General features: G+C 63.1%; 14 protein-coding genes. 7 read left to right on the plus strand and 7 right to left on the minus strand.

Annotation, left to right across the window (positions count from 1 at the left end):
- Positions 1-225 precede the first annotated feature (225 nt).
- The 7 genes from ACUUL3_RS15485 to ACUUL3_RS15515 all read right to left on the minus strand — a co-directional run bounded on the left by ACUUL3_RS15485 (position 226) and on the right by ACUUL3_RS15515 (position 11,508).
- Positions 226-3,372, minus strand: coding sequence for an efflux RND transporter permease subunit (locus tag ACUUL3_RS15485; protein ID WP_448552857.1), 3,147 nt, complete (start codon positions 3,370-3,372; stop codon positions 226-228).
- Positions 3,369-4,547 (minus strand): efflux RND transporter periplasmic adaptor subunit, encoded by a 1,179-nt coding sequence (locus ACUUL3_RS15490; RefSeq protein ID WP_448552859.1) that lies wholly within the window; start codon positions 4,545-4,547, stop codon positions 3,369-3,371. The genes ACUUL3_RS15485 and ACUUL3_RS15490 overlap by 4 nt, the downstream gene beginning before the upstream one ends.
- Positions 4,544-5,971, minus strand: a complete 1,428-nt coding sequence (locus ACUUL3_RS15495) for an efflux transporter outer membrane subunit (protein ID WP_448552860.1) — start codon at positions 5,969-5,971, stop codon at positions 4,544-4,546. Before ACUUL3_RS15495 ends, ACUUL3_RS15490 begins: the two co-directional genes overlap by 4 nt.
- Positions 5,968-6,600 carry a TetR/AcrR family transcriptional regulator gene (locus ACUUL3_RS15500; protein WP_448552863.1) on the minus strand — a complete coding sequence of 211 codons (633 nt, stop codon included), beginning with the start codon at positions 6,598-6,600 and terminating at the stop codon, positions 5,968-5,970. The genes ACUUL3_RS15495 and ACUUL3_RS15500 overlap by 4 nt, the downstream gene beginning before the upstream one ends.
- 164 nt (positions 6,601-6,764) lie before the next feature.
- Positions 6,765-7,598, minus strand: a complete 834-nt coding sequence (mutM, locus tag ACUUL3_RS15505) for a bifunctional DNA-formamidopyrimidine glycosylase/DNA-(apurinic or apyrimidinic site) lyase (RefSeq protein WP_448552865.1) — start codon at positions 7,596-7,598, stop codon at positions 6,765-6,767.
- A gap of 38 nt (positions 7,599-7,636) precedes the next feature.
- Positions 7,637-8,317 carry a TVP38/TMEM64 family protein gene (locus tag ACUUL3_RS15510; protein WP_448552867.1) on the minus strand — a complete coding sequence of 227 codons (681 nt, stop codon included), beginning with the start codon at positions 8,315-8,317 and terminating at the stop codon, positions 7,637-7,639.
- A gap of 11 nt (positions 8,318-8,328) precedes the next feature.
- Positions 8,329-11,508 (minus strand): DUF5714 domain-containing protein, encoded by a 3,180-nt coding sequence (locus ACUUL3_RS15515; protein WP_448552869.1) that lies wholly within the window; start codon positions 11,506-11,508, stop codon positions 8,329-8,331.
- A gap of 216 nt (positions 11,509-11,724) precedes the next feature.
- Between ACUUL3_RS15515 and ACUUL3_RS15520 the strand changes: the two genes are divergently transcribed.
- The 7 genes from ACUUL3_RS15520 to cmk all read left to right on the plus strand — a co-directional run bounded on the left by ACUUL3_RS15520 (position 11,725) and on the right by cmk (position 18,480).
- Positions 11,725-12,366 carry a 5-formyltetrahydrofolate cyclo-ligase gene (locus tag ACUUL3_RS15520; RefSeq protein WP_448552870.1) on the plus strand — a complete coding sequence of 214 codons (642 nt, stop codon included), beginning with the start codon at positions 11,725-11,727 and terminating at the stop codon, positions 12,364-12,366.
- Complete coding sequence (locus tag ACUUL3_RS15525; protein WP_448552872.1) at positions 12,342-13,388, plus strand: histone deacetylase family protein; 1,047 nt, start codon at positions 12,342-12,344, stop codon at positions 13,386-13,388. Before ACUUL3_RS15520 ends, ACUUL3_RS15525 begins: the two co-directional genes overlap by 25 nt.
- 102 nt (positions 13,389-13,490) lie before the next feature.
- Positions 13,491-14,549, plus strand: coding sequence for an HD domain-containing phosphohydrolase (locus ACUUL3_RS15530; RefSeq protein ID WP_448552874.1), 1,059 nt, complete (start codon positions 13,491-13,493; stop codon positions 14,547-14,549).
- Between the two features lie 166 nt (positions 14,550-14,715).
- Positions 14,716-15,000 carry an Asp-tRNA(Asn)/Glu-tRNA(Gln) amidotransferase subunit GatC gene (gatC, locus tag ACUUL3_RS15535; RefSeq protein WP_448552876.1) on the plus strand — a complete coding sequence of 95 codons (285 nt, stop codon included), beginning with the start codon at positions 14,716-14,718 and terminating at the stop codon, positions 14,998-15,000.
- 176 nt (positions 15,001-15,176) lie between these two features.
- Complete coding sequence (gene gatA, locus ACUUL3_RS15540; RefSeq protein ID WP_448552877.1) at positions 15,177-16,634, plus strand: Asp-tRNA(Asn)/Glu-tRNA(Gln) amidotransferase subunit GatA; 1,458 nt, start codon at positions 15,177-15,179, stop codon at positions 16,632-16,634.
- A 69-nt stretch (positions 16,635-16,703) separates the two neighbouring features.
- Positions 16,704-17,807, plus strand: coding sequence for a histidinol-phosphate transaminase (hisC, locus tag ACUUL3_RS15545; RefSeq protein ID WP_448552879.1), 1,104 nt, complete (start codon positions 16,704-16,706; stop codon positions 17,805-17,807).
- On the plus strand, positions 17,800-18,480 hold the full coding sequence (gene cmk, locus ACUUL3_RS15550; protein WP_448552881.1) for a (d)CMP kinase: 681 nt from the start codon (positions 17,800-17,802) through the stop codon (positions 18,478-18,480). The genes hisC and cmk overlap by 8 nt, the downstream gene beginning before the upstream one ends.
- Positions 18,481-18,501 lie beyond the last annotated feature (21 nt).

Here is an 18,501-nt window from a genome sequence, read left to right on the forward strand (position 1 = left end):
CTGCTTTCGGCGGCCGTAAAGGAAAATAACTGCATCGTGGCATAATAAATTTCTTGCTTTTTTCCAGGCGCCGGCTCTCTGTTGTCTGGCGCGTCCGTCCGGCCGTCATTATTATTCGGGCGCGAGGGCGGGTTTGGGGAATTTTTTTGGAAAAAGTGCGGCCAGGAGCGGAAAACAAAAAAGAGAGGGAGGGCCTGGTTGCCGGGAGCCTCCCTCTTCTCCGCCTCAGAGCGGAGACGGCCTGCCCCTGACGAGTTCCTTGATCTCCTCAAGGGTGACATAGAGAGTGGGAACCAGCAGCAGGGTGATGCCGGTGGCGAAAAGGATGCCGCAGCCGAGGCTGATGGCCATGGGGATAAGGAATTGCGCCTGCACGCTGGTTTCAAAGATCATGGGCATCAGGCCGAAAAAGGTGGTGAGCGAGGTGAGAAGGATGGGCCGGAAGCGGCGCTGGCCGGCATCGAGGACTGCCTGGGCCAGCGGTTTTCCTTCCCGGCGGTGGCTGTTGATGAAATCGATGAGCAGGAGGGAATCGTTGACCACCACGCCGGAGAGCGCCACAATGCCGAACAGGCTCAGCATGCTCAGGTTGAAGCCGAGGAACAGATGGCCGAGCACCGCGCCGACAATGCCGAAGGGGATGGCCACCATGATGAGCAGCGGTTGGGAATAACTGCGGAAGGGAATGGCCAGCAGGGCATAGATGCCGAACAGCGCCAGAGCAAAGCCGCTCAGCATGCTGCGCATGGAATCGCGCCGCTCCTTTTCCTCTCCCTCCAGGCTGTAGGTCATGCCGGGGTAGTCGGCGCTCAACTGCTTCAGGGGGCCTTCCTTCAGTTCGGTCAGAATCTCTTCGGTGTTGGCCTGCTTGCTGTCCACGGTGGCCGTGACATTGATGACCCGCTTGCGGTCCATGCGGTTGATTTCACTGTAGCCGCGTCCTCCCGTGAGCAGCGCGGCCCGGCCCAGAGGCAGCTCGCCGCCGGCCGGAGTCCGGATCCGCATGGATTCCAGATCCCCAAGGCTGTTTCGTTCCTGTTCCGGATAGCGCACCATCACCTTGACCTCGTTGCGCCCCCGTTGCAGGCGAAGGGCTTCGGCGCCGTAAAAGGCGCCGCGGATCTGCCGGGCGAGATCCTCTTCGGTGATGCCCAGGGTTCTCGCCTCCGCGGTGAGCATGAGTTTCACCTCCCGCTTGCCCAGGGGGTAGTTGTCCGCAATGTCGGTGACCCCGGGGTACTGGCCGAGAACCTTTTTCAGCCGATCCACGGCGGGAATCAGCGCATTGATGTCGTCATGGGCCAGCTGCACGTCGATATTGGCGCCCATGCGTATCAGATTGGAGGTGAAGGTCAGGGTGTCCGCCCCGGGGATTTCTCCGATCTTTTCCCGCCAGCGGTTGGAGATTTCCGTTGCCGCCACTCCGCGGCTTTCGCTGGGGGCAAGGAGCATGGCGATGTTGACCAGATGGGTGCCGGTGCTGGCGCCTCCGCCCACGGGGCCGCCATCCTCGATGGTGCCGCCGACCACGGAATAGATATGACGCAGAATGCTTTGCTCCTCCTGGTTCCGGGTGTCGTATTCAGTCACCACCTCCTTGCCTTTTTCGACGATCAGCGCCTCGATGCGGCCGGTCTCGCGGATCAGGGTGCCGCGGGGCATTTCCAGGTTCACGGTGATGATGTCGCCGTCCACCTCGGGCATGAAGCGGAATTTCACCACCCCGCCGCGGATGATGCCGATGGTGATGAAAAGCAGGGCCAGGGCGGCGGCCAGGGTGGCATAGCGGTAGGCGAGGCACCAGTTGAGCTGCCAGCGGTAAGGCCCCTGGACAAACCGCGCCAGGCTCCGGCTCACGGTGGTCCGGAGCCGGTCCAATCCACCGGTGAGTCCGTGGCTTTTTTTCTCCCTGGCCTTGCCCAGGCTCAAGTGGGCGGGCAGAACAAAGAGGGATTCGATCAGGGAAACCATGAGGATGGTAATCACCACCAGGGGGATCACCTTGATGAATTTGCCCAGCACTCCCTCAATAAAGAGGAGGGGGAGGAAGGCGGCCACGGAGGTCAAGACCGAAAAAACCACAGGCCCGCCCACCTCCCTGGCGCCATCGATGGCGGCCTGCAGGTGGCTCTTCCCCTGCTGCCGGTGTTCGTAAACATTTTCGCCCACGACAATGGCGTCGTCCACCACGATGCCCAGGGCCATGATAAAGGCGAAGAGGGCGATCATGTTGATGGAGGCGTCCAGGGCTGGCATGAGGAAGAGGGCGCCCAGAAAGGAGATGGGAATGCCGAGCATGACCCAGAGCGCCAGGCGCATCTGGAGAAAGAGGCTTAAGGTGATGAAGACCAGCACCAGACCTAAGAGGGCGTTTTTCAGCAGGAGGTTGATGCGGCTCTGGAATATTTCGGAGGAGTCGTTCCAGACCGCGACCTTGATGGAATCCGGCAGCTCCTTGCCTTTGGCCGCCGCATAGCCGCGGACCAGATCGGCTATGGCCAGCGGCTTCTGATCTCCGACCCGGTATACCCGGACCATGGCGGCGGGCATGCCGTCGAAGGTGGCGTAGGTGTCGGTTTCCTCGAAGGTGTCGCGGACCGTGCCGATATCCTTGATCCGAACCCGGGTGGCGTCCGCGTTGACCTTGACCACGATCTCCTCGTAGCCGGCTCCATGGTAGCGCCGTTCCTTGGTGCGGATCAGGATTTCCCCGCCCGCGGGCTTGATGGAGCCGCCGGGCAGGTCCAGGGATGCCTTGCGTACCGCCTGGGCGATCTGCTCCAGGGTCAGGTTATAGCGACGCAGGTTGGCCTCGGGCACCTCGATGGAAATCTCATAGGGCCGCACCCCGGAAAGATCCGCTTGGGTGATGTCGTCCAGGGCCAGCAGGTCGTCGCGCATGGTTTCCGCCCATTCGCGCAGGGTGCGTTCCGAGGCCTTGCCGTACACCACCAGGGAGACAACCTCATGGCGGTTGACCAGCTTTGAGGTCACCGGCTTTTCCGCATCTTCCGGAAAGGTGGTGATCCGGTCCACCTCGCTCTTGACATCCTGCAGCACCTTGTCTGCGTCGGCGCCGGTGTCAATGGTGGCGGTGACCGTGCCCACCCCTTCCAGGGCCAGGGATTTGAGTTCCTTGATCCCGTCCACGCCGCTTAAGTTTTCTTCGATCTTGAGGATTATGCCCTCCTCGACCTCCTCGGGGCTGGCGCCGGGATAGAGCACGGAGACCTGCACCTTGTCGAGGAGGATCTCCGGAAAGACCTCCTGCTTGATGGAATAGCCCAGGACCAGGCCGCCAACCACAAAGACCATCATCAGGAGATTGGCGGCCACATGGTTATGGGCCATCCACGCTATCGGCCCTTTCATCGCCCGGCCTCCTCAAGGGGGCGCAGGCGCATGCCGTCCGCGGCGCCGGACAGATAGGTGAGCACGACCCGGTCGCCTTCGCTCAGTCCCTTGCCCAGGAGAACCCGTTCCTTTTCAAGGCGGAGCACCTGGACGGGGCGGATCCGCAGTTTGTTCTCCCTGTCCATGAGCCAGACCGTATCGCCTTCCCGCAAGGCCGAGCGGGGGAGGGTAAACACCTCTTTGAGCGCCCTGCCGCGCAGCCGCACCCGGACAAAGGTATTGGGGGCAAGTTCAGGCCGGGTCGGTTGATCGGCGGAATCGGCATAGGGCTCGGGCACCTCAACCACCACCCGGCTCATGCGGCCCTGGACATCCGCCTCGCCCAGGGAGCGCACCAGCCGCCCGGGCCAGGAATATTCCCGGCCGGAAACAGTGAGCAGCACCGTGGCCTCTCCTTCCGCATTCCGCTGGCCGGCCCGGGGAACATTCAGCCAGGCCATGTCCGGCAAGGCGAGAGGAACCACGATCTCCGCGGCATCGGTCCCGGCGATGGCGGCATAGCCGGTGCCGCTTTTCACATACTGGCCCAGATCAATGCTTTCGTTGCGGATCCGGCAGTTGAAGGGGGCCGTGAGCCTGGTCCGGTCCAGGTCCAGCTCGGCCTGACGCAGGGCCGCCCTGGCCGAAGCAAGAACCGCTTCGGCTTCTTTGCGTTGCGGTTCGTGCAGCACCAGAGGATTGGCCTCCTGACCCTGGTTTTTCAGCTGCTCCCATTCGAGCCGGGCTATTTTCGCCCGGCCCTGGGCCGTGGCCAGGGCGACCTCGGCCTGGGCCAGGGCCGCTCTGGCACGCTCCACCGCCAGGGCGTAATCCGCCGCTTCGATGGTGAAAAAGAGTTCGCCTTCCTGAAAGAATCCGCCGGCCACGAAGCGCGGGTCGACAAAATCAACCCGGCCGCTGATCTGCGGGGTGATGGAGACCTCCTGTCGGGGCTGCACCGTGCCGGTGCCTTCGATCTCAAGATGCAGATTCCGGGGCTTGACGGTGAGAAGCTGCACCAGGGCGCCGTTGTCCGTCTCCACCTTTTTCGCCGGCGCCGGCCGGCCCTTGATGAGCAGGACGGTGACAACCAGGCCGGCCAGAATGATGGCAATGGGCAGCAGGATCTTTGTGGCTTTGTGCTCGGGACTCATAAATCCGACTCCTTTCCGCTGGCCAGGTGTTGTGCCAGGGTTGTCTCAAACCAGCTGCCGCCCAGGCTGCGGGCCAGACTGATCCGGCCGGCCAGAAGCTGGCGGCGGGCGGCAAGCAGGGTGCTCTGGGTTTTGAAATGCAGCTGCTGGGCAACCAACACCGGCAGATACTCGCTCAAGCCTTCAAAATAGTTGTATTCGGAGAGGCGCAGGCTGGCTTCGGTCGCCTCGTTGCGGGCGGCGAGCAGGGCCAGGCGCTCCTCGCTTGCTCTATTCTGCGCCAGGGCGTCCTCCACCTCCTGGACGGCCCGCAATACCGTCTGCCGGTAGAAGGCAACGGCCTCGGCAAAGGCGGCCTGGCTGCGTTCCACCTCGGCCCGGCGGCGGCCGGCATCGAAAACCGGCGCGCTCAACTGGGCGAGCAGGCTCCAGAAGGGTCCGGAGGTGACCAGGCTGCCGAGGTCGGTTCGACCGGTGCCATAGCTGGCCAGGAGGTTTACGGTCGGAAAGCGTTCGGCGACCGCCGCGGCCACTTCAGCGTCTTTCGCGGCGAGGCGCAGAAAGGCGGCGGTGAGATCGGGCCGGTTTTTCAGCAGGCTGGCGGGCAGCCCGGCGCGAAAAGCCTCCGGCGCCATGGGCAATTCCGCCAGGTTGCCGGCCGGGGCGTTGTCGGGAAAGCGGCCGAGGAGGACGGAGAGGGCGTGGTTGCTGGTGGCCAGGGCCGCTGCGAACTGCGGTCGGCTTTCCTTGGCTTCAAGCAGGTTCTGCCGGGCCTGGTAGAGATCAAGCGGCCCGACGATCCCGGCCTGGTAGCGCCGTTCCACCCGGGTCAGGGTGTCGGTGAGGGTGGCGATGATGCGGTCGCTCAAGGCCAGTTGCGCACGCTTTTCCACGCCCAGGTAGTAGAGATCCGCCACCTGGGCGGTGAGCCTCATGTAGAGAGCCTTGAGGTCTTCCCGGGAGGCGCGGGCGGTGAGGCCGGCCGCCTCGCTTTTTGCCCGCAGTTTTTGCCAGAGATCCACCTCATAGCCCGCGGCCACCGAGAGGCTCTGGCTGCCCACCGTCACCTCGCCGGCCGTCCCCTGCTGCTGGTCGCGACCGGCCTTGCCGCCCACGTTCAGGGTGGGGAAAAGGGCCGCGCTGCCGATCCTGGCCAGGGCCTCCGCCTGGCTGAGCCGCGCCTGGGCCTGGGCCACATCGAGGTTGTGGGTCAGGGCCTCTTCCTGGAGCCGGTTCAGGGCGGCATCGTCGAAAATTTCCCACCAGCGGCCCAGGGCCGGGCTTTCCGCCTCGGGGGCCTGGGTCTCAATGAAGACCTCGGGCAGGGTCATTGCGCCCTGATCAGCCTGGGGGGCATGCAGGCCGCAGGCCGCGAGGCTTAAAAAAAGGAGGGAGGCCAGCGTGGTTTCAAGCAGGGTTTTCATGGCGCAGCCTCCATGCCGGCGGTCAGAAAGTTCAAGAGCATCTCCACCAGAGCGTCCGGCTCTTCCGGCAGCATTTCCCTGGGGAAAAGATCCTTTTTGTCAAGGCCGTGCATGACGTGGGCCAGGGAACCCATCATGAAGTGGAAGCGCCAGAAGAGTTGGCGTCCGTCAAGGTGGGGTAGGGCCGCGGCCAGGCATTCGCTGAAATAGGTCATGAGCGGCATGATCTGACTGAGGAAGCTGGCCCGCATCGTCTGGTCCGGGTCGCCCAGGGCCCGGCTGATGATAATGATGAAGGCCTTGGCTCCCCGGCCCGAATTGCGGAAGGCCATGGTCGGCTCGATGAAGGCGCGGAGGATCTCGCGGGCTTCGGGCGGCCGGTTTTGTTGCCGGGCCAGGAGCATGGCCGCCTCCAGCCGCTGCCTGCGCAGACGATTCAAGGGCTGCAGCCGGCGTGCCAGGACAGAGGTGAGCAGCGCCTCCTTGCTGCCGAAATGGTAATTGACCGAAGCCAGATTGGCTTCGGCCCTGCCGGTCACGGCGCGGAGCGAGGTGTTGGCGTAACCGTTTTTGGCAAACAAGGCCTCGGCCACATCCAGGAGCCGGGTTTTGGTATCCTTTTGCGTCATCGGGTGCTCCCTGGGAAAAAATCAGCCCCCACGGGCGAAGGGCCGTCCGCGCATTAAAACAATCGTTTGAGTTAAGGTCAAGATCTTTGTCGCGGGGCGGCGGGGAGAAAGGGAACTTGACGACCGGCGGTGGCGCAGATCTGACGGTTTGCCGAGAGCAGGGATTATTCCGCGATATTCTGGCAGACGGCACAGAAAAAGGTGGCGCGGCCGCCGAGGACCGTGCGGCGCACCGGCTCGTGGCAGCGCGGGCAGGGCTTTCCCTGTCTGCCATAGACCGCAAGCTCCATCTGGAAATAGCCGGGCCTGCCGCTGGCGTTTTCGTAGTCGGAAATGGTGGACCCTCCCATGGCAATGGCCTTGGCGAGGATGATTCGGCTCATCCTGACAATGAGTTGCCAGTCCATCTTCAGCAGCCGGCGGGCCGGGGTCTCGGGATGGGTGCAGGCGGCAAACAGGGTCTCGTTTGCATAGATATTGCCGAGCCCCACCACCACCGCGTTGTCCATGAGAAAGCTTTTTACGGGCAGTTTCTTGCCGCGCGCCTTCGCGAAAAGATAGTCGGCGGAAAACGCATCGGAAAAGGGCTCCGGACCGAGGCCGGCAAAGGGGTCGCTCCTGCGCAGCTCTTCCGCCGTGAAAACTTCCACCGAGCCGAAGCGTCGCACGTCGTGAAAGCGCATCTCCCTGCCGTTATCAAGGAGAAAGCGCAGATGGTCATGCTTTTTGCGGGGGGAATCTCCGGGGAAGAGGCCGATCTTGCCGGTCATGCCCAGGTGGAAGACCATGAGTGCCTGGTTGGTGAGGTGGAGAAGGATGTATTTTGCCCGCCTGCTCACCTTCAGGATGAAGGCGCCTTCCACATGCGCGTACATTTTCGCCCTGGGAAAGGGCTTGCGCAGCTTTTTGTTGCTGTAGGAGACGGCAAGGATCTTTTTGTTGGTCACCAGGGGGGCAAGGCCCTGGCAAACCACCTCCACCTCGGGAAGTTCCGGCATCAGCGCTTCTCCCCTGCATGGTTTCGCGGAAGCCGCATCTATATCTCCGGCGTAAATCGTTTTACCAGCCTGGGGATGAAAAAAGAGCCGCCAAAGAGAGCGACGGAGAGCAGGGTCTGCCAGTTGGCCAGTTGCAGCCAGTCTCCGGATTTCCAGACCTCGGTCAGGGAGGCGAAGAGGAAGGTCAGCACGAAGCCGCCGGCGATAATGCCCAGCAGGGTGCCGAGAAAGTAGTCCTTGAAGGTGACCCGGGTCAAGCCCATGCCGAAGTTGAGCGGGGTGAAGGGGAAAAAGACCAGGCGCAGGTAGAGGACCGTGGCAAAGCCGTTGGCCGCGATTTTATCGTCGTAGCGCTTGAGCCGGTCGCCGATGAGGCCGGCGGCGAAGTCGCGGCCCAGGTAGCGGCCGATGTAAAAGGCCAGGGAGGCGCCGAGCATGGCGCCCACTTCATTGTAGAGAAAGCCGTGCAAGGTGCCGAAGAGCACGGCGCCGATGCCGGTGAACAGGGTGGCCGGCAGAAAGAGGCAGATGCCGCCGGCATAAAGGAGGATAAAGGCCAGCGGCCCCCAGGGCCCGAAGGATGCGACCAGTTGCTGCAGTCGCGCGGGCGAGACATATTCCCTGGCCGGCGTATAGCGGAACAGGGCGACAGTGCCCAGGAGAAAGAGGAGGAAGATGAGGGCCTTGCCCGCTCCTTTTTTTCGGATCTCGTCTGCCATGGTGCCTTCCCTCAGCGCTCGGCCGTCAGTTCGGTTTCTTGCTTCTTCCACAAGGGGCATTGGCCGCGAATGCACTCCCGGTTGGCGGCGAATTGCCGGCAATAAAAATCCGCCTCGGCGAGAAGGGGAGTCGGCAGCAGGCCGTGGGAGATGACCGCCGCCTCCCTTAAGGCGGTGACCGTTTCCCGCTGGCAGCAGCGCGCGCCTTTGATATGGGCGATCTCGCCCAGAACCCGCGAGGTGATTTCCTGGGCCAGTTGCCGGGCCTGGGGGGTGAGAGGGGTGGCGGCAAGCAGGACGCTGTAAGCGATGCCCACCCCGGTCGCGGCTCCGCAATTGCCCCAGAAGCCGCAAACTCCGCCGGGCACCTTGCTGCCCCGCTCGATGCCGGTGAGGATCGATTCCTTGCCGATCGCTCCGCCCCGGTTCCGATACGTTGCCAGGATGATGCCGGGGACCATGGCATGATGCTCCGGGCCGTGCATGGGCACGGCCGGGTGGCGGCGGATCTTGGCGAGCAGGGCCAGCATATCCCGCTCCCCGGTTTCGGTGCAGATCACCCGGATGGCGGAAAGGCCGTCCTCCTGGTGGCAGTCATCGCAGATAAAGTGGCCTGCCGTGCAGATGGCGCTGGTTTTGTGCGCTCCCCCGCAGTAGTAGCAGGAATGAGCCTCTTCGTGGTGGAGATAGGTGATTTCCCTACCGCAGGCCATGCAGCCGGACTGGTGGCGACCGTTTCCCCTGCCCGGAGCCGACAGGGTCACGATCTTGGCGGCGTTTCTCCCTTTCGGGGCAACCGTGCAATCGCAGCCGTCGGCAGGAGGGATGATCGGCGGGGGAGCGGCCATGGGCAGAATCTTTCCCGCCGGGGAGGGCGGGCAGCAGCTGTTTTCCATCTTCACATTGGTCACGGCTCCATCCGCCGCCAGGATGAAGACCGAATCCCCGAGGCCTTCCGCCTCGGCAAGGCTTAATCTGGTCCGTTTCCCGGCCAGAAGCAGGGCGCCGCTTTCGGTGTGCGCCGCGCTGAAGGGACCCCGGTAGATCACCTCCACCTCCTGCGCGGCCACGGGTTTGACGACCCGGAAGGTAAGGGAGTAGAACTGTACGCCGCCCTCCCTGCGATAGGGAAAGCGTTTTACCAGCCTGGCCCCGCTGAAGCCGCAGCCACGGAGCATGGCGAGCAAGTCCTCCTGCAGCAGGGCGCCGCCCAGGCATTCGCCCCGGAATTTTTCGTTGTTCCTGATCCGGACCGGGATTGGCCGGTCGGTGACGATGTCGGAAACCACCATGCGGCCACCAGGCTTGAGTACGCGGAACACCTCGTGGAAGGTGCGGCGCTTGTCGGGGCTTAAGTTGATCACGCAGTTTGAGATCACCACATCGGCGCAATTGTCCGCCAGGGGCAGGGCCTCAAGAAAGCCTTTTTTGAATTCCAGGTTGTCGTAGCCGAGGCGGGCGATCACCTCTTTTTTTGATTTGTTTGCCAGGTTGAGCATTTCGTCGGTCATGTCGATGCCGTAGACCCTGCCCCTGGGCCCCACTTCCGCCGCGGCCAGAAAGCATTCGACCCCGCTGCCGCTGCCCAGGTCCACCAGCACCTCGCCGGAACGCGGAGCCGCGTCCTGAACCGGGCTGCCGCAGCCGTAGGATTTCTTTCTGGACTCCGCCGGGATAAAGGTGGCCAGGGCCTGCGCCGGGGCAAAGGGGTTGGCGATATCCTCCTTGGCGGTGAGGGCCGCGGCGGCATAGAATTCGCGCACCGTGCTGTGGCCCAGGTCATCGGAGAGCGAGATCACGCAATTGCAGTGGGTCAGGCTGACCGGGCCGCCCTCGGGGCAGTCGTGGCGGACATCGCCCATCCTGAGCAGGAGGCCGCCCCGCGAGGCGCCGGGATATTGGCGGGCCTGTTCGGCAATGAGCCAGAGGGCGAGGCCGTTGTAGAGGGGCACATAGGGGTCGTGGCCGACGAAGTCGCCGCCCGCGAGAAAGCTGTGGTCGATATCGCCGCCGCCGATGATGAACTTGAGAGGATTTTTCCGGTAGGCCTCGCTGTCGATGAGCGAGGCCCGCCGGATTTTCTTGAGCACGGGGCTGTGCCGCCACGCCTGGGCAAGGCCGTCGCGCAGGTTCCCGCAGGCGAGTGCCGGAATGCCCACCAGGGCCGGCGAGGGGTAGATGTTGGCGTCGGGCCCCACGGCCAGGGATTCCCAGGCGGTGTTGGCAAGATCGAAGCGGGTGCCCGGGGAGCTGAAGATCTGGCTCTTCAGGGTTTCCACGTTGTCGATGAGCACGCCGTGGATCTGTGCGGCCGCCTGTGCCCGGATGAGCTCGGGGAGAATCTCCTCCGGCGGCACGAACTGGTCCCGGCTGCCCTTGCCGCGGACAAAGTGCCAGAGCAGATGGATATTCCTTACGCCCCGGCTGCCGGCAAAGGCGACCAGTTCCGCCAGGTCGAGAACGTTGGCGCGGTTCACCGCGACAGAGAGGGTGGCGTTGAAGCCCGCCTCTTTGAGCAGGTCCAGGCTTTCCTGCAGGCGGGCAAAGGTGCCGGCCCCCCGCAGTGCCTCATGCTGCTCCTTGCGGCCGTCCAGGCTGAGCTGGAGGTGGAGGCGCTCTTTGGGCAGGCCGGCAAGGGAGGCGAGGTGGGCGCCGATGAGCAGGCCGTTGCTGAGCACCACCGCATGCAGCAGCGGATCCCGCAGCAGCTCGGCGAGAATCTCGGGAAAGCCTTCATAAAGAAAGGGTTCGCCGCCGGTGAAATAGAAGAGGGTGCAGCCCAGGTCTTTGGCCTCGGCGATGGCCTGGGCGAGCAGCTCCCTGGGCAGGGTGGCGGCCTGGGCCGGCGAGGAGGCGAAGAGGCAGTGCCGGCAGGCCAGGTTGCAGCGGTCGGTGAGGTGGATCCAGCATTCCTTGAGATTTGTCAAGGAAAGCGCTTCGGCGCGGCCGTGGTAGGGCGCGATGCTGTCCGGGGCGAGTTGGGAGGCAAGGCGGTGCGCGGTCAGCAGCCGGGCCGCCAGGGAGGTTTCTTCGGCGCCCATGGCGCAGGCGGCGAGATCCGGCGAGTCGCACCGCCGCAATTCGGCAAGGCAGCGGTCCGCCCCGGCATCGGGGACAAACCAGTCCGGTTTTTCAGGATGTACATACACCGCCATGCCGGCGGTTTCCAGGCGTTGCCATTCTTCAAGCATAAGGGATCCTTCGTGGTGGCAAGAACAATCAGGGTGGCTTACTGCGCAGCAAACAAAATACCGACCCGCACTCCCAAGATCAAGGGGATAACGCCGTGGACCGGGGCGCAGTGCCCTGGGTTTGCATGATCCTGGGCCGGAGAAATCGCGGTATGTGGAAGTGATGATTGGCAAAGTCGGCGCAATATGGTTAGCTGAATGGAGTCGCGATTGCCCATGGAAAAAGAGAGGGATGAGAAAGAAAATATGCATGCCGAGGAAAGGGCCGCCCTGCGCAAAAGAATCCTGGCCGCCCGGGATCGCCTGCCTGTCGGGGAAAGGGCCGCAAAAAGCCTGGCCATTGCCGGTCGCCTCTGGGCCCTGCCTGTTTTTGCCGAGGCGAAAAGCATCCTGGTCTATGTCAATTTCCGCAGCGAGGTGGAAACCCTGCCTCTGATCAGGGATTGCCTGGCCCGGGGCAAAGCGGTGAGCGTACCCCTGACCGTTACCGCCGGCCGCCGGCTCGAAGCGTATTCCCTGGCCGATCCTGACCGCGATCTGGTGCCAGGCTACTGCCGGATTCCGGAGCCGGCCAAAGGATTGCCCCTGGTCGCGCCGGCCGGCCTCGAAGTGGTCATCGTGCCCGGCAGCGTCTTTGATGCCCAGGGAGGGCGGCTGGGCTACGGCGGCGGCTACTATGACCGGTTCCTGGGCAACGAGGCGGCCCGGGCCCTGCGCATCGGCTTGGCCTATGACCTGCAGGTAATCAGGCGCGTGCCCGTCGAGGCCCATGACCAGCGACTGCACTATCTGGTCACGGAAACAAGAACCATTCATGTTGGGAGCGATACGCCATGCGCAGAAAAACCGCGGTTCTGAAGGACCGTCTCTTTCTTGAGCACGATCCGGGCTATACCCATGTGGAGTGCCCGGAGCGCCTTTCGGTCATCTACGAAGAGCTGGACAAGCCGGAAAACCGGGAACGCTTTCTTTTCCCGGAGTTTGCGCCGGCAAGCTTCGGCGAGCTGGCTTTGAACCACAGCGAGGACCATATCAACCGTGTTGCCGAGACCGCGGGCAGCCAGTTTGCCGCTCTCGACCCGGACACCCACACCTCGCCCCGCTCCTATGACGCGGCCTGCCTGGCGGCCGGCGCCGTCATCGCCGGCCTCAAGCTGGTGGCGAGCGGCGAGGCGGACAATGCCGCCGCCCTGGTGCGGCCGCCCGGCCACCATGCGGAAAGGGATCATGCCAGCGGGTTCTGCCTGTTCAACAATATCGCGGTGGGCGCCCGTTACGCTCTTGCCCATCTCGGCATGGAGCGGATCTTCATCGTCGACTGGGATATCCACCACGGCAATGGCACCCAGCACTCCTTTTATGACACCGACCAGGTTCTCTACTGTTCGACCCACCAGTACCCCTATTTCCCCGGGAGCGGCGGCCTGCAGGAAGCGGGGCGGGGCAAGGGCGAAGGCTACACCGTCAACGTGCCCCTGCCCGGCGGCCAGACCGATGAGTCCTTTGCCCGCATCTTCAACGAACTCTTCGTTCCCATCGCCCGCCGGTACAGGCCTGATTGTATCATGATCTCGGCCGGGTACGACACCTATGTCTCCGACCCCTTGGGCACCATGGCGGTCACCGTCAACGGCTTTGCCTACATGAGCAGGGTGCTGGTCGAGCTGGCCGAGGAGCTCTGTCATGGGCGGCTGGTCATGGTTCTGGAAGGGGGCTATAATTTGCAGGGGCTGAGGGAGGGAGTGCTGGCAACCCTGAAGGAAATGGCGGGGGAAAGCGCCCTGGCCGGCGCGACTCTTAATGCTTTGCGGGAGGCGGATAAACCGCTGCCGGCCCTGGATGATGCCCTGAAGGCCGCAAAAAAATACTGGACTTTTTAGAGGAAAATCGGTGTTATTAGGAAGGGTGGCGGCGGATTTCGGCCGCCATCTCCTCGTTACGGCACATTTCATACGATTGCAAAGGCAGGTGCATCCATCATCATGGCGCAGGCAAAGATTCTCATAGCGGACGACGACAGCCTGGTCCGGGAAGCGGTTCACAAAATCCTCAATATGTTCGGCCACGAGGTCACCCCCTGTGCCAGCGGTGAAGAGGCCATCGCCGCCATCAACAGCGAGTTCGACCTCATCATCCTCGATATCAACATGCCGGGGCTGGACGGCTTTGAAACCTTGAAGCTCCTCAACGAAAAGGATCTGGGCATCCCGGTGATCTTTCTCACCGGCGCAGGCTCCATGGAGTATGCGGTCAAGGCCATCAACCTCGGGGCCTACGATTTCATCCCCAAGCCCATCGAGGATCTCGACATCTTCAATATCAAGGTGAAACGGGCCATCGAGAAACGGATGTATGTCTTGCAGGAGAAGGCGTACAAGGAAAATCTCGAGGCGGAGGTGCGCAGCAAAACCAGGGAGCTGGCGGAAAAAAACATGCTTCTTGAGGAGTACAGTCATAACCTCGAGGTCTCCGCCCTCAATACCATGCTCACCCTGCAGACCGCCCTCGAAGAAAAGGATATGTACACCGCCGGCCATACCACCCGGGTCACCCACCATGCCATGATCATCGGCCGGGCCATGCGCCTCGGTCATGATGAGCTGGTGGTGCTGGAGCGGGCCTGTCAGGTGCATGATATCGGCAAGCTGGTCGTCGATGTCAACTACATCAGAAAGCCGGGGCCGCTTTCCGACGAGGAGTGGATCCTCATGAAAAAACACCCCGAGATCGGGGCCAACATCATCAAGCCCCTGGCCTTCATGCAGCAGGAACTGTTCATTGTCCGCCATCATCACGAACGCATGGACGGCAAGGGGTATCCCGACGGCCTGCTCGGCGACGAGCTGGACCATCTGACCAAGATCATCACCGTGGCGGACAGCTACGATGCCATGACCTCCAAGCGCAGCTACAAGCAGAACATGGGCACCAGGGATGCCATCGCCGAGCTGCAGCGCTGCGCCGGCAGCCAGTTCGACCCGGAGATCGTCAAGGTCTTTGTCGAGGTGCTGCAGAGCCAGGGCAAGTCGGGAACGGCCTGATTTCGCGGGGCAAAAGGCGATCGCTGCCGGCCTGCTTGTTGTCGAAGGGATGTTCTGCATTTTCTCATCGCCGCCGGCCTCACCCCTCCCCGGAAGCCCGGCGGGTCCCTTTCTCCGCCGCCATTAGCGATTGACTTGCATTGCGGAATGCGGTAAGAGTCAACACATGAAAATCACCCCGGAAGAAGTGACATACGTGGCCAAACTGGCGCGGCTCGAATTGAGTCCGGCTGAGGTGGAAAAAACCACCGCCCAGCTGGACCGTATCCTGAGCTATGTGGAAAAACTGAACGAACTGGACACCACGGGCATCCCGGTCACCACCCATGCCCTGGCGGTGCGGAACGCCTTCCGCGCCGACGAGGTCAAGCCCTCCTTGCCCCAGGCGGAAGCCCTGGCGAACGGGCCTCTGCAGAACGGCGAGGCCTTTGTGGTGCCCCGGGTCATCTGAGCGTTTCGCCTTTTTTCGCTGCTCTGCTTACGGCGCAGCGCAGTTCCGGACGGACCTCCTGCGCAGAGGTCCTTTTTTGTTGGCTCCATCGGTCATGCGCAACGGCCCATCCGTTGCGGCGATAGAAATTCAGCGTAAGAGGCGCTGCCGGTTTTGTGGCCGATGGCGTAAGAGTTATGGAACTTCACAGCCTCACCATTCATGCCCTGCAGGATCTTCTCGCCAGGAAAGAGGTCACTGCCGTGGAGATCACCCGTTCGGTTCTTGACCGCATTGAGGCGGTCGAGCCCAGAGTGAACGCCTTCATCACCCTCGACGGAGAGGGGGCTCTGGCCCAGGCGGCGGAAGCGGATGCGCGCCGCGGCCGGGGAGAGGCGGGGAGCCTTTGCGGTATCCCCGTTTCCGTGAAGGATGTGCTCTGCACCAAGGGACTGCGCACCACCGCCGGTTCGAAGATCCTCGCCCCCTTTATCCCGCCCTACGATGCCACCGTGGTGGCCAGGCTCAGGGAGGCCGGGGCGATCATCGTCGGCAAGGCGAGCATGGACGAGTTCGCCATGGGCTCCTCCAATGAAAACTGCGCCTACGGCGTGCCGAAGAATCCCTGGAATCTCGCCCATGTCTGCGGCGGTTCCAGCGGCGGCTCCGCCGCCTCGGTGGCGGCGGACGAATGCATCGCCTCCCTGGGCTCCGATACCGGCGGCTCCATCCGTCAACCCGCCTCCCACTGCGGGGTGGTCGGCATCAAGCCCACCTACGGCCGGGTTTCCCGTTTCGGCTTGCTTGCCTATGCCTCATCCCTCGATCAGATCGGTCCGCTCAGCAAGGATGTCCGTGACGCGGCCATCATGCTGAATGCGATCAGCGGCTATGACCGGCGCGATTCCACCTCGGTGCAGCAGCCGGTGCCCGATTATACCGCGGCCCTTGTCCCGGACCTGAAAGGGCTTACCATCGGCATCCCCCAGGAGTATTTCGGCGCCGGTCTTGCCCCCGAGGTCGAGGCGGCGGTCAGGAACGGCATCGCCCTTCTGGGTGAAGCCGGGGCCAGGACGGTGGAAATCTCCCTGCCCCACACCGAGTATGGGGTGGCGGCCTATTACATCATCGCGCCGGCCGAAGCCAGCTCCAACCTGGCCCGTTACGACGGGGTGAAATACGGTTTCCGCGACATGGAGCAGGACACCCTGCTGGACATGTACCGACACACTCGCTCCCTGGGCTTCGGCGAGGAAGTGAAGCGGCGGATCATCATCGGCACCTATGCGCTTTCCTCCGGCTACTACGATGCCTATTACAAGAAGGCCTCCCAGGTGCGCACCCTCATTGTCGAGGACTACCGCAAGGCCTTCAGCCAGTGCGACCTGCTGGCCTCCCCGGTGACTCCGGCCCCGGCCTGGAAGATCGGGGAAAAGGTCGACGACCCCTTGAGCATGTATCTTTCCGATATCCTCACCATCTCCACAAACCTGGCCGGCCTGCCTGGCATGTCGGTGCCCTGCGGGATGAGCGAAGGAGGGCTGCCCATCGGTCTGCAGCTCCAGGCCGGCCATTTTGCCGAGGAAAAGCTCCTGCGGGCCGCCTATGCCCTGGAGCAGCGCCTCGGGCTTGCCGGCCGGAAACCGGGATTATGAATGGCCGGGGGCGGAATGCAATTCCGTCTCCCCACCCTTTTGCCTCTTTTTTCTCTTGAGGATCTTTCCATGAAGCTTCCCATCCGTGACAACATAGCCAGCCTTATTCCCTACCCGCCGGGCAAGCCCCTGGAGGAGCTGGAGCGCGAATACGGCATCACCGGCTCCATCAAGCTTGCTTCCAACGAGAACGCCCTGGGCCCCTCGCCCAAGGCCGTGGCCGCCGTGGCCGACTGTCTGGGGAATCTGCACCGCTATCCGGACGGCAGCTGCTACTACCTGGGCCAGGCCCTGGCGGAGAAGATCGGGATTGCCCAGAACCAGCTCGTCTTCGGCAACGGCTCCAACGAGATCATCCAGCTGCTGATCGCCGCCTTTCTGGCGCCCGGAGAGGAGGTGATCACCAGCCACCCCACCTTCCTCGTCTACCAGAAGGCGGTTCAGGCCCAGGACGGCATCAACATTGTGGTGCCGCTCAAGGACATGCGTCATGATCTGGACGCCATCGCCGCGGCGATCACCGAGAAAACCAGACTCATTTTTCTGGACAACCCCAATAACCCCACGGGCACCATCTTCAGCGCCGCGGATTTCAGCACTTTCCTGGCCAAGGTGCCCGAGAAGGTCATCGTCGCCCTGGACGAGGCCTATGTGGATTTTGTCGACGCCGAAAAAAAGATCGACGCCCGCAGGTATCTCGACCACCGGGTACCGGTGGTGGCCCTGCGCACCTTTTCCAAGGCCTACGGCCTGGCTGGTCTCAGGGTGGGCTACGGCATGATGCATCCGCAGATCGCCGACTACCTGCACCGGGTGCGGCAGCCTTTCAACGTCAACCTGCCCGGTCAGGCCGGCGCCCTGGCTGCCCTGGCCGACGAGGCGCATTACCAAAACACCCTGACCCTCACCAGGGAGGGAATCGCCTGGTTGAGCAGGGAGGTGGAGAAGTTGGGCTGTAAAGCCTTCCCCAGCCAGACCAACTTCTTTCTCATCGACGTGAAGGGGGACGGAAAACGGCTCTATGAGCAGATGCTCGGCAAGGGCGTCATTGTCCGGCCCATGCAGGCCTATGGTTTCCCTGACTATATCCGCATCACCGTGGGAACCCCCGCCGAGAATCAGCGCTTTGTCTCCGCCCTGGCCGCGGCCTTAAAAGAGCTGCGCTATGGTTGACCGGCATGCCATCGTCACCATCGACGGCCCTTCCGGCGCCGGCAAGAGCACCATCAGTCGGGGGCTGGCGGCCCGGCTCCATTTCACCTATCTGGACACCGGCGCCATGTACCGGGCGGTGGGGCTTCAGGTTGAGCGGCAGGGGATCGCCCTGGATGACGACGTGGCGCTGCGGAACTGTCTGGCCGCCATCGAGCTGCGCCTTGAGCCCAACGGCGATGACGACATCAGGGTCTTTCTCAATGGCGAGGACGTTTCCGCGGCCATCCGCACCCCGGCGATGGGGCTGGTCGCTTCGCGGGTTTCCGCCAATCCGCTGGTGCGGGAAAAGCTGACCAGGCTCCAGCAGAAGCTCGGTGAAGAGGGCGGCATCGTCGCCGAGGGCCGGGACATGGGCACGGTGGTTTTCCCCGGGGCGGCCCACAAGTTTTTCCTCGACGCCAGCCCCGCAGAGCGGGCCCGCCGCCGGCATGCCCAGCTGAGGGAAAAGGGGCAGGAAACCGACTATCAGGAAATTCTGGACCAGATCGAGAAACGCGACTATGATGACAGCAGGCGTGCCCTGGCCCCTCTCAAGGCGGCGGACGACGCAATCGTGATCGACTCCTCCGGCATGACCCCTGCCGAGGTTATCGATTTCATGCTGGAGCGCATTGGCCAAAAAGCCCGGTAACCTTCGCGAGCAAGAGGAGGG

This window comes from Thiovibrio sp. JS02, from assembly GCF_053485635.1.

Excerpts from the sequence above, each read along its gene's own strand:
- ACUUL3_RS15485 (WP_448552857.1), bottom strand. The coding sequence starts at position 3,372 with ATGAAAGGGCCGATAGCGTGGATGGCCCATAACCATGTGGCCGCCAAT.
- ACUUL3_RS15490 (WP_448552859.1), bottom strand. The coding sequence starts at position 4,547 with ATGAGTCCCGAGCACAAAGCCACAAAGATCCTGCTGCCCATTGCCATC.
- ACUUL3_RS15495 (WP_448552860.1), bottom strand. The coding sequence starts at position 5,971 with ATGAAAACCCTGCTTGAAACCACGCTGGCCTCCCTCCTTTTTTTAAGC.
- ACUUL3_RS15500 (WP_448552863.1), bottom strand. The coding sequence starts at position 6,600 with ATGACGCAAAAGGATACCAAAACCCGGCTCCTGGATGTGGCCGAGGCC.
- mutM (WP_448552865.1), bottom strand. The coding sequence starts at position 7,598 with ATGCCGGAACTTCCCGAGGTGGAGGTGGTTTGCCAGGGCCTTGCCCCC.
- ACUUL3_RS15510 (WP_448552867.1), bottom strand. The coding sequence starts at position 8,317 with ATGGCAGACGAGATCCGAAAAAAAGGAGCGGGCAAGGCCCTCATCTTC.
- ACUUL3_RS15515 (WP_448552869.1), bottom strand. The coding sequence starts at position 11,508 with ATGCTTGAAGAATGGCAACGCCTGGAAACCGCCGGCATGGCGGTGTAT.
- ACUUL3_RS15520 (WP_448552870.1), top strand. The coding sequence starts at position 11,725 with ATGGAAAAAGAGAGGGATGAGAAAGAAAATATGCATGCCGAGGAAAGG.
- ACUUL3_RS15525 (WP_448552872.1), top strand. The coding sequence starts at position 12,342 with ATGCGCAGAAAAACCGCGGTTCTGAAGGACCGTCTCTTTCTTGAGCAC.
- ACUUL3_RS15530 (WP_448552874.1), top strand. The coding sequence starts at position 13,491 with ATGGCGCAGGCAAAGATTCTCATAGCGGACGACGACAGCCTGGTCCGG.
- gatC (WP_448552876.1), top strand. The coding sequence starts at position 14,716 with ATGAAAATCACCCCGGAAGAAGTGACATACGTGGCCAAACTGGCGCGG.
- gatA (WP_448552877.1), top strand. The coding sequence starts at position 15,177 with ATGGAACTTCACAGCCTCACCATTCATGCCCTGCAGGATCTTCTCGCC.
- hisC (WP_448552879.1), top strand. The coding sequence starts at position 16,704 with ATGAAGCTTCCCATCCGTGACAACATAGCCAGCCTTATTCCCTACCCG.
- cmk (WP_448552881.1), top strand. The coding sequence starts at position 17,800 with ATGGTTGACCGGCATGCCATCGTCACCATCGACGGCCCTTCCGGCGCC.